This is a genomic window from Moritella sp. Urea-trap-13 (genome assembly GCF_002836355.1).
GTDB lineage: Bacteria > Pseudomonadota > Gammaproteobacteria > Enterobacterales > Moritellaceae > Moritella.
This window is the reverse complement of record NZ_PJCA01000040.1, coordinates 130,739-146,576: the sequence shown is the minus strand read 5'-3', so window position 1 is coordinate 146,576 and position 15,838 is coordinate 130,739. Positions and strand designations below refer to the sequence as shown.

The 15,838-nt window shown below is 40.6% G+C and carries 14 protein-coding genes; 1 reads left to right on the top strand and 13 read right to left on the bottom strand.

Annotated elements, in window-relative coordinates; all coding sequences use genetic code 11:
• Nucleotides 1-214: 214 nt before the first annotated feature.
• From tadA to CXF93_RS21095, 12 genes are all read right to left on the bottom strand, one after another.
• Nucleotides 215-847, bottom strand: a complete 633-nt coding sequence (gene tadA, locus CXF93_RS21150; RefSeq protein ID WP_369832249.1) for a tRNA adenosine(34) deaminase TadA — start codon at nt 845-847, stop codon at nt 215-217.
• Between the two features lie 122 nt (nt 848-969).
• Nucleotides 970-1,995, bottom strand: a complete 1,026-nt coding sequence (gene tdh, locus CXF93_RS21145; protein WP_101064481.1) for an L-threonine 3-dehydrogenase — start codon at nt 1,993-1,995, stop codon at nt 970-972.
• A 95-nt stretch (nt 1,996-2,090) separates the two neighbouring features.
• Entirely contained in the window at nt 2,091-3,281 is a 1,191-nt protein-coding gene (locus CXF93_RS21140) for a glycine C-acetyltransferase (RefSeq protein WP_101064480.1), read from the bottom strand.
• Nucleotides 3,282-3,521: 240 nt separating this feature from the next.
• Nucleotides 3,522-5,210, bottom strand: coding sequence for an NAD-dependent malic enzyme (locus CXF93_RS21135; protein WP_101064479.1), 1,689 nt, complete (start codon nt 5,208-5,210; stop codon nt 3,522-3,524).
• A 189-nt stretch (nt 5,211-5,399) separates the two neighbouring features.
• Complete coding sequence (locus tag CXF93_RS21130; protein ID WP_101064478.1) at nt 5,400-6,254, bottom strand: RNA polymerase sigma factor RpoD/SigA; 855 nt, start codon at nt 6,252-6,254, stop codon at nt 5,400-5,402.
• 484 nt (nt 6,255-6,738) lie between these two features.
• Nucleotides 6,739-7,188 (bottom strand): acyl-CoA thioester hydrolase YciA, encoded by a 450-nt coding sequence (gene yciA / locus CXF93_RS21125; protein ID WP_101064477.1) that lies wholly within the window; start codon nt 7,186-7,188, stop codon nt 6,739-6,741.
• 73 nt (nt 7,189-7,261) lie between these two features.
• On the bottom strand, nt 7,262-8,272 hold the full coding sequence (ltaE, locus tag CXF93_RS21120; protein ID WP_101064476.1) for a low-specificity L-threonine aldolase: 1,011 nt from the start codon (nt 8,270-8,272) through the stop codon (nt 7,262-7,264).
• Nucleotides 8,273-8,611: 339 nt separating this feature from the next.
• Complete coding sequence (sstT, locus tag CXF93_RS21115) at nt 8,612-9,826, bottom strand: serine/threonine transporter SstT (RefSeq protein WP_101064475.1); 1,215 nt, start codon at nt 9,824-9,826, stop codon at nt 8,612-8,614.
• A gap of 150 nt (nt 9,827-9,976) precedes the next feature.
• Entirely contained in the window at nt 9,977-10,414 is a 438-nt protein-coding gene (locus CXF93_RS21110) for a hypothetical protein (protein WP_101064474.1), read from the bottom strand.
• Complete coding sequence (locus tag CXF93_RS21105) at nt 10,415-10,870, bottom strand: hypothetical protein (protein WP_101064473.1); 456 nt, start codon at nt 10,868-10,870, stop codon at nt 10,415-10,417.
• The gene (locus CXF93_RS21100) at nt 10,867-11,421 is read right to left on the bottom strand and encodes a hypothetical protein (protein ID WP_232784286.1); all 555 of its coding nucleotides are present in this window, start codon (nt 11,419-11,421) and stop codon (nt 10,867-10,869) included. Before CXF93_RS21100 ends, CXF93_RS21105 begins: the two co-directional genes overlap by 4 nt.
• Nucleotides 11,422-11,518: 97 nt before the next feature.
• Nucleotides 11,519-11,932: a prepilin-type cleavage/methylation domain-containing protein gene (locus CXF93_RS21095; RefSeq protein ID WP_232784285.1), complete on the bottom strand. Its 414-nt coding sequence runs from the start codon at nt 11,930-11,932 to the stop codon at nt 11,519-11,521.
• 324 nt (nt 11,933-12,256) lie between these two features.
• Here CXF93_RS21095 and CXF93_RS21090 point away from each other — a divergent pair, with 324 nt between their 5' ends.
• Complete coding sequence (locus CXF93_RS21090; protein ID WP_101064471.1) at nt 12,257-12,478, top strand: hypothetical protein; 222 nt, start codon at nt 12,257-12,259, stop codon at nt 12,476-12,478.
• A gap of 131 nt (nt 12,479-12,609) precedes the next feature.
• On the opposite strand, the gene carB is transcribed toward CXF93_RS21090, so the two are convergent.
• Nucleotides 12,610-15,828: a carbamoyl-phosphate synthase large subunit gene (gene carB, locus CXF93_RS21085; protein ID WP_101064470.1), complete on the bottom strand. Its 3,219-nt coding sequence runs from the start codon at nt 15,826-15,828 to the stop codon at nt 12,610-12,612.
• Between the last annotated feature and the right edge of the window lie 10 nt (nt 15,829-15,838).

The following is a 15,838-nucleotide window of genomic DNA, read 5'->3' as shown; positions in this document are numbered from 1 at the left end:
ATATTACTGTATGTTAATGAACATAAAGATAAAAAACGCCTAGGACTAGGCAGCGAAAATCAAAGGAAAGCATGATGCTAAAGAAAAGAGCAAAATTAAAAATAAAATCACCACGACGTCAAATAACACGTTCAAGAACCAACCGTTCGCTACTAAATCGTCAGCGATCTTTCTTTTTACAAAATGAATTTGACGGCCAACCCGCGATTCTAGACTAACCTTTCTGCAACAGCTTCAGGGCTTTTTTCTCTTTACGGCGACGTTTAAAAAAATTACTCAATAATGCGCCGGTCTCACTAGCAAAAACGCCTGAACGAACTTCAATTTGATGATTCAATTGCGCATGCTCTACCAAATTAAATACCGAGCCTGCAGCCCCCGTTTTTAAATCTACCGCGCCATATACCAACCGCTTCACCCTGCTATGCACCATCGCACCTGCACACATAGCACAGGGTTCTAACGTCACATACAGAGTGGCATCAATAAGACGATAATTCTCAACGGTTTTACCCGCTGCGCGCAATGCCATGATTTCAGCATGTGCAGTCGCATCGTGTAAGTTAATCGCTTGATTCCAACCTTCACCAATGACTTTATCATCAAGTACTACAACCGCACCGACCGGCACTTCATCAATCGCCTCCGCTCTACCTGCGAGCATGATCGCATGCTGCATCCAACGGTCGTCAGCTTGTCGCTGTTCGGGCGTAAGGGCTAAGTTTATATCTATATCTGATACTAGCGAACAATCTTCAGTAGTCGCTGCAATAGCTGATTCAGTAGTGGTTTCGATATTGTTTTCGGTACTTTTTTCGATATTGTTGTCGGTATTGCTTTCAGTCATGACTATCTTTGATTCAGGTGATTTATGTAGATCATAGCATAAATTACAGCGCATAAAAAAAGGGTAAGCCTGATTATCTCAGACTTACCCTTTTCGCGTTAATCTAGGTGATTAGCGTTATATTATGCCCAGTCGAGGATAACTTTACCTGACATGCCTGAACGCATAATATCAAAACCTTCTTGGAATTGATCAATTGGGAAGTGATGGGTAATGATTGGCGTTAAATCTAAACCTGACTGAATTAATGCAGCCATTTTATACCAAGTTTCAAACATTTCACGACCGTAGATACCTTTAATTACCAGACCTTTAAAGATAACATTGCCCCACTCGATACTCATCGTGCTTGGTGGAATACCTAACATGGCTACTTTACCGCCATGATTCATCTTATCTAGCATGTCGCTAAATGCAGATGGTACGCCTGACATTTCAAGACCAACATCGAAGCCTTCTGTCATTTTCAGCTCGTCCATCACATCTTTAAGTGATTCAGTTGCTACGTTTACAGCGCGAGTAACACCCATTTTACGTGCTAGGTCTAAGCGATATTCATTCACATCAGTGATCACAACATTACGTGCGCCAACGTGCTTACATACTGCAGCAGCCATGATGCCGATTGGACCAGCACCGGTGATTAATACATCTTCACCAACAACATCGAATGATAATGCCGTGTGTACAGCGTTACCAAACGGGTCAAAAATAGCAGCCATGTCATCAGAAACATCATCTGGTAGTTTAAATGCATTGAATGCAGGAATAACTAGGTATTCAGCAAATGCACCTTCACGGTTAACACCAACACCTGTAGTGTTACGGCATAAATGTGTGCGACCCGCACGACAGTTACGACAGTGACCACAGGTGATGTGACCTTCACCAGAAACACGATCACCTAAAGTGAAACCACGTACTTCTTGGCCAATGCCAACGACTTCGCCCACATACTCATGGCCTACAACCATAGGTACTGGAATTGTTTTTTGTGACCATTCATCCCAGTTATAAATATGGATATCAGTACCACAAATTGCAGTTTTACGGATCTTAATTAACAGGTCATTGTGGCCAAGCGTTGGCTTTTCCACATCTGTCATCCAAATACCTTGTTCAGGTTTTAATTTTGCTAATGCTTTCATTTTCTTAAATCCACTTGTCTCGATGATATTAAGCTTCGCCACTTAGACTCTAAGTCGTAGATAAGAACTACTTCGAAGCTTAACTAATTGTCTATTTAGATAATACCAAGGTCTTTACCGATACGGGTAAACGCGGCAATGGCAATATCAATTTGTTCTATGCTGTGCGCTGCTGACATTTGTGTACGAATACGGGCTTTACCATGTGGTACCACAGGGAAAGAGAAACCGATTACGTAGATGCCTTCTGCTAATAAACGCTCAGACATTTCAGCTGCAAGTGCTGCATCGCCGATCATTACCGGTACGATCGCATGATCAGCACCTGCAAGCGTAAAGCCTGCTGCACTCATTTCACGGCGGAAATGTTCTGCATTTGCTTTAACTTTTGCACGTAACTCATGACCATCTTCCATCATTTCGATAACGCGAATTGATGCTGCAACAATCGCTGGTGCAACAGAGTTTGAGAATAAGTATGGACGTGAACGCTGACGTAACCAATCAACGACTTCTTTTTTAGCCGATGTGTAACCGCCTGATGCACCGCCCAGTGCTTTACCTAATGTACCAGTGATGATATCAACACGATCCATTACGCCGCAATGTTCAGGAGTACCACGACCGCCTTCGCCAACAAAACCCACAGCGTGAGAATCATCAACCATAACCATGGCATTGTATTTGTCTGCAAGATCACAAACGCCTTCTAAATTAGCGATCACGCCATCCATTGAGAATACACCGTCAGTGGCGATTAACTTGTGACGTACACCAGCCGCATCTGCAGCAATAAGCTGTTCTTCTAATGATGCCATGTCGTTATTTTTGTAACGGAAGCGTTTTGCTTTACATAGACGCACACCATCAATGATTGATGCGTGGTTTAGTTCGTCGGAAATAATCGCGTCTTCTGCACCTAATATTGTTTCAAACAAACCTGTATTTGCATCAAAACAAGAGGTATACAAAATAGTATCTTCCATACCAAGGAAAGTACTGATTTTGCTTTCTAATTCTTTATGTTTGTCCTGTGTACCACAGATAAAGCGTACTGACGCCATACCAAAACCGTGGCTATCTAAACCTGCTTGTGCCGCTGCAATAAGATCAGCATGGTTAGCTAAACCTAAGTAGTTATTCGCACAAAAGTTAACGACTTCATTACCGGCCACTTGAATGTTGGCATTTTGGGCAGAAGTAATCACTCGCTCGTTTTTATAAAGGCCATCAGCTTTAGTTTGTTCTAGCTGAGATTGAATTTGCGAATAAAATGATGTGGTCATCCGGCCAACTCCTAAGGTTAATTTCAATTTGATAGGGAAACGCCACGCATTCTACTAAACATAGCTGGTCAAGCCAGAATTATATGTCCAATAGGTAAGTATTTTTTGCAAAATTGTTACTCAGCACCACTTATTGCAACATATACTCAATAAAAACAATAAAAAAACCAGCTAAAGTAGCTGGTTTTTTTGAACATCAGGAGAGAACACCTGTATGAATTATTTATTCAGGAGTATTAACTAGTTAGCAACGCGCTTGTAATCACGATATTCTGCCAACCAAAAATTCTTTTCAATATTTTTGCGGATCACATCATCTGATGTTTGCAGTGCCACACCTTGTAGTTGTGCTGTTTTTGCAACCCAAAAAGCAATCTCTTTACTAACTGAATGAATATCCGTTAATGACGGTAACAATGGACCTTGTCCATCACGACCTAACGGCGAACAATCAGCTAATGCACGACTTGCTGCCATCAACATTGCATTGGTTACACGTGTTGCTTCTGCTGCAAGTACGCCTAGACCAATACCGGGGAAGATGTAGCTATTATTACATTGGGCGATAGTGATCAACTCATCACCATAGCTCACTGGTGGGAACGGGCTACCAGTGGCTACAAGTGCACGACCTTCGGTCCAACGAATAATATCTTGTGGTGTTGCTTCAACACGCGAAGTTGGGTTACTTAACGGGAATACAATCGGGCGTTCAGTATTCGCGGCCATCGCTTTAATTACTTGCTCAGTGAATAAACCTGGCTGTCCTGATACACCAATAAGAATAGACGGTTTTGCATGTACCATTACATCAAGTAATGAAATCACATCGCTATCGATATTCCACTCATCACGTAAACCTTGATGTTGTACGAGCTTCTGTTGGAAATCTAATAAGTTTGGCATTTTGTCAGTGAGCACACCAAAACGGTCAACCATAAATACCCGAGCACGCGCTTGGCTATCAGATAAACCTTCAGATTTCATCTGCGCAACAATTTGTTCGGCAATACCACAACCTGCAGAACCCGCACCTAAGAAAGTGACTTTTTGTTCACTTAACTTAGTTTTTGCTGCGCGACAAGCAGCCATTAGGCTACCAAGAGTAACCGCTGCAGTACCTTGGATATCATCATTAAAACAACAAATCTTATCTTTATAGCGTTGTAATAACGGCATGGCATTTTGTTGAGCGAAATCTTCAAACTGTAACAATACGTTTGGCCAGCGACGTTTTACTGCGTCAATAAACAAATCTAAAAATTCATTATATTTATCTTGGTCAATACGCGGCTTACGCCAACCCATATACATAGGGTCTTGCAGCAGCTTTTCGTTATTAGTACCAACATCTAATACGATAGGTAAACAGTTCGCCGGGCTAATACCACCACACGAAGTATAAAGTGACAGTTTACCAATTGGGATACCCATACCACCGATACCTTGGTCACCTAAACCAAGAATACGCTCACCATCCGTTACTACGATGACTTTTACATTCTGCTTATTTACATTATGTAGAATATCATCGATATTTTCACGTTCAGGGTAAGAGATAAATAAACCGCGAGCACGACGGTAGATATTTGAGAATTGCTGACAAGCAGCACCAACCGTAGGGGTATAAATAATTGGCATCATCTCTTCAAGATGATTATCCACTAAACGGTAAAACAATGTTTCGTTAGTATCTTGGATATTACGTAAATAAACGTGTTTATCCATCGCACTTTCAAATCCAGAAAATTGCTTATATGCACGTTCAGATTGTTCTTGGATAGATTCAACCATCGGCGGGATTAATCCCGTAAGGTTAAAACTATGACGCTCAATAGCACTAAAACCACTGCCTTTATTTAATAAAGGTGTTTCTAATAATGCAGAGCCAGCGTAGGGTAAATACAGAGGACGGTTTGTGGTGCTCATTGATATCTCATATATATGAAAGAGTGCAGTATGCTACCGGTCGTAACTACTGGACGGGCTAAAATGACGAAGGAATATACTCGGCTAAGCTATCATAATCTAAAGAAAAAAACTAAAGATAACGATAATAGCTGAAAATATATTCCTTTTTACATATACAGAAAATTAGCGAGCACTGAGGACGATTATTTAATTGAGATAATCTTGTTTTTGTACTGTATTTTGCAGCAACTCAGGCTGAATTTTCTGTAAACTTAAATTAATTATTTGGCGAATTCGTTCTCTAGACATAGATAGACGTTCGCCGATAACATGCAGAGTCAGTGGATCTTCTTCACCTAACCCAAATCTTAATTCAATGATTTTTCTATCACGTTCAGATAAATGGCCTAATACTTCATTCAAATAGCATAATGTATCTGCATCTTCGAGTTCATCGTTTGGTTTACAAATAGAATAATCTTCTAACATATCAACCAAAGCCGTACTCGAATCACGATCCGTGACGATTGTTTTATCTAAACTTGCTTCATTGAAATAATAGGATAACACTTCGTTAACTTGTTGGTACTGCATTTCCAGAAATTCTGCCAATGCCATCACATCATGGGTACACTGCAAGTCTAATTCTTGTTCACGTGCGGTTTTTAAAATACGTTTATATACTTTACCAATATGAATTGGCACGCGAATAGTGCGTGATTGATTCATAATAAAGCGTTCGATATTATTCTTGATCCACCAAACTGCATACGTAGAGAAACGAAAGCCTTTAGTGGCATCAAATTTTTCGACCGCATGGATCAACCCAGTGTTCCCTTCCTGGATAATATCGACGAGCGGCAGTGAAGTATGTTGATAACGTTTGGCAATATTAATCACTAAACGTAAGTTAGATTGGATCATACGTTGTCGAGCTTTGACGTCACCGTCATTAGAAGCTAACGCGGTTTCGTACTCTTCCTCTTTAGTTAATAACTTACTGCTTTGGTTTACTTGATACATATATACGTCTAGTGCATTCGACTCGTTAGATAATTCCATTTTTCTATCTCCCTAAGCGAGTCTCTCCACATGAAACCACGCTTAAAATTAAACATACCTAGCAACAACTATAAAACTAACTAGAAACAAATTTTAATCAAAATATAATTCAGTAGAAATAAGGTTAGTCGGGAATTCAATTTTAGAAAGGTGTTCTTAACGAAATATTAAAAAAAACAGCAACATTCTTAGGTTAGTAACAAAAACAGATAAAACCAAGTAAGGTCAGACCAGTCAATGTGATTTAACCGCTATTTTTAAAAGTTTACTTAGAATATATAACACTAAAAAATAATATTAAACGACCAAAAGTTAGATACTTATCAGGACAGGACAACGACAAAGACAAAGAAGATGAAGAGAAGAATGTAGCTGAATAAAAATATTATTCGCGCTACATTTTATTGAATCTGCGATAAATAACGCAATGGAAGCGGTGATTTCACATCAACAAAGTCGACATAAAAGTCACCAACAACACTACTTAGACTTCACAGGTACGCTCAATACGACGTGACTTACCATTATCATCAATTGCGACATAGGTGAATGTCGCTTCGGTAACGATATAACGGAAGTTAAATTTAGGAGCGTTGATCACGGGCTTAACCCAAATTTCTAACTTAATCGTCATTGATGAATTACCAATGCGTGAACATGTACCATAGCAACAAACCACATCACCCACAGTAACAGGTTGGTGAAATGTCATGCCATCTACCGAAATAGTGGCCACTCTGCCCTGCGCGATCTCTTTCGCTAAAATACCGCCAGCGATATCCATTTGCGACATGATCCAACCACCAAAAATATCACCATTGGCATTGGTATCAGCAGGCATTGCTAACGTACGTAAAATCAAACTGCCCGTTGGGATCCTTGATTTGTCTGATGACGCTTTCTGGTTATTTTCTACTGCTGTTTTATCTGTCATGCTAACTCCGGCACTACTTTTATTATTATAATTATATTTTATCCACCTTATTTATACAAAATAAAGCTTCACTTTACAGTGAATGAAAATGTTTGATTTCTGCAATTAATAAGTCGATTGCGTCGACGGTAATATCTTGATGAACGACAAAACGGATCGCATTACTCGCACTAATAATAATACCTTTAGTACGTAAATAAGCGGCTAATGCTTTGCCATCTTTACCTGTGTATTGGGTAAAAATCATATTGGTTTGGACACTGTCTAAATCAAAAGTGAATTCAGATAGCGTCTGTAATTGTTGTGCCAAGTATTGCGTATTGTCATGATCAACGCTCAGTTTTTCAACTTGCTCATCGAGCGCCAAAATACCTGCCGCCGCTAAAATACCCGCTTGACGCATACCGCCGCCGAGCATTTTACGCCAGCGTCTAGCACTACGGATCAACGACTCAGAACCAAGTAATAATGAACCAACTGGTGCAGCAAGTCCTTTCGATAAACAAATTGATGCCGAATCAAAATATTGGGTAATTTCGCTGGCATCAACATTAAGTTTAACGGCCGCATTAAACACCCGCGCACCATCAAGGTGAATACGTAAGCCATGTTCAAACGCTAATGCCTGAGCTTGAGCGAGATACTCAAGGGATAAAACTTTACCACCTATGGTATTTTCTAATGATAATAGCTTGGTTTTTGCATGATGATCATCATCAGGTTTAATATTGTCACGTATCGCTTGCAGACAAATACTGCCGTCGGTTTCGTTGGCAATCGGCTGTGGTTGTACACTACCAAGTACCGCAGCACCACCGCCTTCCCAGCGATAATTATGGGCGTTTTGACCACAAATATATTCATCACCGCGTTGGCAATGCGCCATGATAGCTAACAAGTTAGCTTGGGTGCCTGACGAACAGAAGATAGCTGCATCAAATCCATAACGTTCAGCGGCCATTTCTTCGAGTTTATTTACTGTCGGATCATCACCATAAACGTCATCACCCACAACAGCCGTTGCCATCGCGTTACGCATTGCTGCCGTTGGTTGTGTGACCGTATCACTTCTAAAGTCGAACATTTGTCTCTTCCTTTTGCCACGCTTTATACAAAAATCTATTTTTGCATATTACACCGATGATTAATGTTTCAATCTATTAATATTTCGGTTATCCGAATTGTAAATGAGTATAACATCCGAGTAACAAGAGTCAGGTTAATTTCGTATTTTGTTACTCATTGTTACGTATTTAAAAACACCCCAAAATACTGCGTTAAAATTAACCAATAAAAAAGCAGGCCGTTATCGCTAACGGCCTGCCTATTGCTTAACTTATACGTCTTAATTTATAAAAATAGACTTACACAAGTTAATTTATATCACTCATCAGTTAAAACAAGTCAGACGAGTTGATTATTTTTACACGTCGGTTTTTCTTTCGTAGGCATGGCTCACTGCAGCTGTAAAGACCACATCAGTTGAACTGTTTAACGCAGTTTCTGCTGAGTCTTGTAGCACACCAATAATGAAGCCCGTTGCCACAACTTGCATAGCGATATCGTTATCAATACCAAATAAGCTACACGCTAATGGAATTAACAACAATGAACCGCCGGCAACACCTGATGCACCACATGCAGAAATAGCCGCAATTAAGCTCAGTAATAATGCCGTTGGTAAATCAACCGCAATACCCAAAGTATTAACCGCTGCCAGTGTTAATACCGTAATGGTGATCGCTGCGCCCCCCATATTAATGGTTGCGCCCAGTGGGATAGATACCGAGTAAGTATCTTTGTGTAAATTAAGTTTTTTACACAGTTCCATATTCACAGGAATATTCGCCGCAGATGAACGCGTGAAGAAGGCAGTAATACCACTTTCACGTAAACACTGGAAAATTAACGGATATGGGTTTTGACGTGACATCACAAACAAAATCATTGGGTTAATCACTAAGGCAACAACGGCCATCGAGGTTAATAATACCGCGAGTAAATGGGTATAACTGACCATTGCCGAGAAACCAACTGTCGCAAATGTTGATGCAACTAAACCAAAGATACCGAGCGGTGCAAAACGAATCACTACGTGTACAATTTTCGATACGCCATCAGCAATATCTTTGATCACTTGTTTTGTTGTTGGTGATGAATGCTTTAACGCCGCACCAAAACCAATACCCCAAGTTAACACACCAATAAAGTTACTGGTTACAATGGCATTAATCGGGTTATCAACAACCTTGTAGATCAAATTACGCAATACTTCGGTAATATTACTCGGCGCTGTATTGGTTGCAGCTTCCGTTACTAAGCTAAGTTGAACTGGGAATAAAAAACTTAAACTGACCGCTACAATCGCAGCAGCAAAGGTGCCTAATAAATACAAGGTCACAATCGGACGTATATTAGCATTCGTGTTAGATGCTTGATTTGCAATTGCAGAGATCACTAATACAAATACTAATAAAGGTGCGATCGCTTTTAGCGCACTGACAAATAACCCACCAAATAAACTTGCTTCGATAGCAATACTTGGTGCGGCATAAGCAAGCGCGATACCCGCAACAATACTAATTATGATTTGCTTAACCAAACTCAGTTGAAGAAGCCCTGCTACTTTACTACCCATATCACGTCCTATATCCATAAACATTAATAAAGGCAGGATAATACCAAATTAAATAGATGAAATGATATTAAATATTATCAATTCATCACAAAATAACGATAAATACTCAAGTTAATGCAAATTATAGTGCATCGCCCATGCATTTCATTCTTATCTCACAATAACGTCCTGATTCAGTATCGTGTTACTACTAATCATCTGCGCGGCATTGGTTTTATCCAGCCAATTAATTTTAACCTCCACTTCCTTTAATAGACTTGATGTGGAAAGTATTGTCAGCGCTGTAACTTGCCAGGTTAAACTAAACCCATGCTGATCATATTGAATATCTCCCGCGCTCAAATTACCGCCCAAATTTGTACTCAAAGACGTAAATCCAGCACTCGAGTCGGCCAAAGAACGTAACTCATTAAGCTTATACTCCATTAGCGCCCATGCAGCGGTATATTGTGATTGCTGCAATGCAATTTTAGCCTGAGTTAACTTTAAACCTGTGATACCAAATATAGAAGTACTCAGCATAAATAAACAGATCATCACCTCAAGTAAACTGCCGCCTCGTTGTAGCGTATCGTGTCTCCGGCGCATTTAAACACCGTACAAAGAACTTGGCTGCCAAGTCCAAGGCATTGATGTCGTCACCAGCTGACGCTGCATTACAAGTCGCTCAGTATTATTATAAGTAATCGCGATGGTAATGTTGAAAACAGCGGCCTTTTCAACGCATAAATAAAATGGTTCTGACAGCATATATTGCTGCATCATCGCATTCGGAGTGACTCGCTGATGATTATCTAATGCTAAGTTTGTACATGGCTGTAGCAAAGTAAGTAATTCAGGAGAATCGTAGATCACGATATAAAACAAATCCAATTTGTTGGCCGCTATAATTTTAGCTCGCAGGTAATTAAGATCAAGCTGATTACGGTGAATACGCTGTTGCTGCATATGAGCAAATGCCAAACTGCTGCTAATGGTAAGGAAAACTAAAATTAGCGTCATGGATAACATAGCAAAGCCTCGAACGGCCTTAAACATCATCATAGAAAAGCCCTCGCACTACTATTACGAAGAAAGTGAAGCTCAATATCGGCATATTGACGGTGACGAATACTCAGCGCGATACTGACATCCCCCTTAACGCGATCCGGTAGAGAATATAACTGTTGCGAAACCGTAAATTGCAATTGGATAATATCGGTACTCGCCGTATCTGAAATCATTTCCCAACCTAAACCACCATCGCAACTAACCTCACTGCCTTTACGCACCTGTAACCCACCGAGATGCAAACGAAAACCAAAGCTTTCATGACTAAAAATACCATCTTCATCACGATCATAGCGATAGACAATACAATCCTTGCTGGGGTTTAAAATAAAAACTTGGTCATCGCTATAGATAAAAGGATTCGCTTCAGCAATATTGCTTTTATAGCCTGCTCGAGCCAACTCTCCCTGCATAATAGTCAGTATACTCTGCGCCTCCTGCTGCACCTGATAATATTGTTCCGCTCGGGTATTTTGCACCTCATGGGCCGCGTATATATGACTCATACCGGTAAAAATAATACCCGCTAATGAGATTGACATCATCAGCTCAATTAACCCATGCCCGCACATGTAAACACGGTTCGGCAAAGCCGATATAACTAGTTGAACTGATAGCACTCGTTGAACTGATAGCACTAATTTAACAAGGTCCATAAATAGCACTATCTCCGCCTATCATACAAACTCGAATACGTCCCAGAGTACTAACAATAACCTGAGTGCTAAAGCGCCCTAAGGAAAGTTGATAGCTAGCGCCATTGGTGGCACCAAATAAGGGTGAGAAGGATAAACGGGCGCGATTAATGCTGATTTCAATATCACTTATCACAGAACTAACTTGGCCATATTGAGTTTGACATAAGGTGTGAGGTGCTAAGCAATCACAATTTTCGCTATCACTGATAACCCAACATGATTCGAATGTGCTAGTGACGGTGTTACTAACCTGCACATTAAAATAATGCCGTTGCCCCCGTACTATCGCTAATTGTTTAGTGATCGTTAACGCTTCAACGAATTGCCTAGTGAGGTTACTGAGTTTATGTTTATCCACGTATCCAGTATACGCAGGCACACTTACGGCCAGCAATATAGTCAGTATTGCCAAGCTTAAAAGTAACTCGATTAAGGTTATACCTGATAATTTTAATTTACAGTACATCATTAACATTCGCTTAATTTATTCGTGGTTCAGAAACACTAACCCTAGAATAAAATGCAATCACTGATACTTTTATGCCAATAAACAGGTAAAATGTTCCACAATTATTGATATACCCACAGTAATTACTTGTTCACTTTGATTAAACCAAGCAACATGAATAAGTAAATAACAGGTGTAATTAAAGAAAAAAACACGCACAATTAAAGAGTTATTATGTCAAAAATAGATTTTTCAGCGATTAACAAAAGCAGTTCCAACTCATTTCATGAGCAGCGTAATACCATCAAAAAAGTATGCCTTGGAAAAACTGTTTTATGCCCAGTTTGTCAACAAGCATTAAAATTATTACCACCAAAAAATAAAAATGATGCGTCGAAGACCGGCGTGAGTTGTGCAAAAGGTTGCACCTTTATTGAATTGGAATTTGAACTGTAATTGAAACTGTCGTTGTAGTCTCTGTCACTCGGCGCTGACTGTTGCTAATCATCATAAATTGCAGATATAAAAAAACCTCGCTACTGCCTTAAACAGCAATAACGAGGTTTTTTATTAACTATGAATCGCGATTACTTAATGCGAGTATGTAGCTCTTGGATTGAGCGAACTGTACCACGGTCATCAGCAGAGTGCGCTTGACACGTTGCGAATGCAGCATTCATTGTTGTTGTGTAGTTAACTTTATAACGTAAAGCCGCTGCACGAAGTTGACGAGAATCTTCAATAGCAACACGACCTTCCGTCGTATTAATAATGTAGCTGTACTCGCCATTTTTGATACGGTCAAGAATATGAGGACGACCTTCATGTACCTTGTTTACTAAGCGAAGATTAACACCTTCTTCACCCAGTGCCACAGCAGTACCGTGAGTCGCGTCAATTTCAAAACCAAGTGCAATAAGTTGCTTCGCTAATTCAGCTGCGCGGGCTTTATCACCGTTACGAACTGAGATAAGCGCACGACCACTCTTAGCAACTTCAGCAGAAGCACCAAGCTGTGCTTTAGCATAAGCTTCAGCGAATGTATCACCCACACCCATCACTTCACCAGTAGAACGCATTTCAGGGCCTAGTAACGGATCTGAACCTGGGAACTTACCAAATGGTAATACTACTTCTTTAACAGAGTAGTATGGTGGGATAACTTCTTCTGTGAAACCAAGTTCAACTAACGTTTGACCAGCCATTACACGTGCAGCAACTTTCGCAAGTTGTACACCTGTTGCTTTTGAAACAAAAGGCACTGTACGTGCAGCACGCGGGTTAACTTCAATAAGATAAACTTCGTTATCTTTAACAGCGAACTGGGTATTCATTAGACCAATAACACCTAACTCTAATGCTAATGCACGTACTTGGTCGCGCATAACATCAAGAATTTCTGGGCTTAATGAATAAGGAGGTAATGAACAACCTGAGTCACCTGAGTGAACACCTGCTTGTTCGATGTGCTCCATGATGCCGCCAATAACAACATCTTTACCATCACAGATTGCATCAACGTCAAGCTCGATAGCGTTATCTAGGAAACGGTCAAGTAGTACTGGTGATTCGTTAGAAACACTTACCGCTTCTTTAAAGTAACGACGTAAATCGATTTCGTCATATACAATTTCCATTGCACGGCCACCAAGTACATATGATGGACGAACAACTAACGGATAACCGATAGATTCAGCAGAAATAACCGCTTGTTCAGTCGTTGTTACCGTTGCATTGTCAGGCTGTAATAAACCTAAACGGTCAACAGCTTGTTGGAAACGTTCACGATCTTCTGAACGGTCAATTGCATCCGGTGATGTACCGATAATAGGTACGCCAGCCGCTTCTAATTCACGTGCTAGTTTAAGTGGCGTTTGACCACCGTACTGAACAATCACGCCTTTCGGCTTTTCTACACGGACGATTTCTAATACATCTTCTAATGTAATAGGTTCGAAGTATAGGCGATCTGATGTGTCGTAATCTGTTGAAACAGTTTCAGGGTTACAGTTAACCATGATAGTTTCGTAGCCGTCTTCACGCATCGCTAATGCCGCGTGTACACAACAGTAATCGAATTCGATACCTTGGCCAATACGGTTAGGACCGCCACCAATGATCATGATTTTATCATTATCCGTTGGTGCTGCTTCACATTCTTCATCGTAGGTAGAATACATGTAAGCCGTGTCGCTTGAGAATTCAGCGGCACAGGTATCAACACGCTTGTAAACCGGTAATATGTCTAAACGATGACGAAGTTTACGTACTTCGTTTTCGCTTACACCTGCAAGTTTAGACAGACGTATATCAGAGAAACCTTTACGCTTAAGTTGACGTAATACCGTTTCATCTAAGCCAGACAGGCCGATTTTACTTACGTTTGCTTCCGCTTTAACTAGGTCTTCAATTTGTACTAAGAACCAATGGTCAACACACGTAATTGCATAAATCTCATCACACGTCATGCCGCTACGGAACGCGTCAGCAATATAGAAGATACGCTCTGCGCCAGCTTCCATTAATTCATGACGAATTGTTGCAGCTGCAGTATCATCGTTTAGATTAACTTCAGGGTCTAAACCATTCTTGCCAATTTCTAAGCCGCGTAATGCTTTTTGCAGTGACTCTTGGAAGTTACGGCCAATTGCCATTACTTCACCAACAGATTTCATCTGGGTAGTAAGACGGTCGTTCGCGCCAGCAAATTTTTCGAAGTTAAAGCGTGGCAGCTTAGTTACAACGTAATCAAGTGTTGGTTCGAATGATGCTGGAGTTGCGCCGCCAGTAATATCATTTGATAACTCATCTAACGTGTAACCTACCGCTAGTTTTGCCGCAATTTTAGCAATTGGGAAACCCGTAGCTTTTGATGCAAGAGCAGATGAACGTGATACACGTGGGTTCATCTCGATGATAACCATACGCCCATCTTCAGGGTTGATACCAAACTGAACGTTTGAACCACCCGTTTCAACACCAATTTCACGTAGAACAGCCATCGATGCATTACGCATGATTTGGTATTCTTTATCCGTTAATGTTTGTGCTGGTGCAACCGTAATTGAGTCACCCGTGTGGATGCCCATTGGGTCGAAGTTTTCAATTGTACATACGATGATGCAGTTGTCGTTTTTATCACGTACAACTTCAGTTTCGTATTCTTTCCAACCGATTAATGATTCATCGATCAATAATTCTGTGGTTGGAGAGAGGTCTAAACCTAACGTACAGATGTCGATGAATTCTTCCATGTTATAAGCGATACCGCCACCCGTACCACCCATAGTGAATGATGGACGAATAATACATGGGAAACCGACTTCAGCCAGTACGCCTTTAGCTTCTTCAATTGTATGCGCAATACCAGCACGCGGTGTTTCAAGACCAATGGCTTTCATGGCTTTATCAAAACGACTGCGGTCTTCCGCTTTGTCGATTGCATCAGCAGTAGCACCAATCAGTTCAACGTTAAACTCTGCTAAAACACCTTTGCTGTCTAGCTCAAGTGCACAGTTTAATGCTGTTTGACCACCCATAGTCGGTAGAATCGCGTCTGGACGTTCTTTTTCGATGATGTTACGTACAACTTCCCAGTGGATCGGCTCGATGTAAGTCGCGTCCGCCATTTCTGGGTCAGTCATGATTGTAGCTGGGTTTGAGTTAACTAGAATAACTCGGTAACCTTCTTCACGAAGTGCTTTACAAGCTTGAGCACCGGAATAGTCAAACTCACACGCTTGACCGATTACGATAGGACCTGCGCCCAAGATTAGAATACTTTTTATATCATTACGTTTTGGCATAGTTCAATTC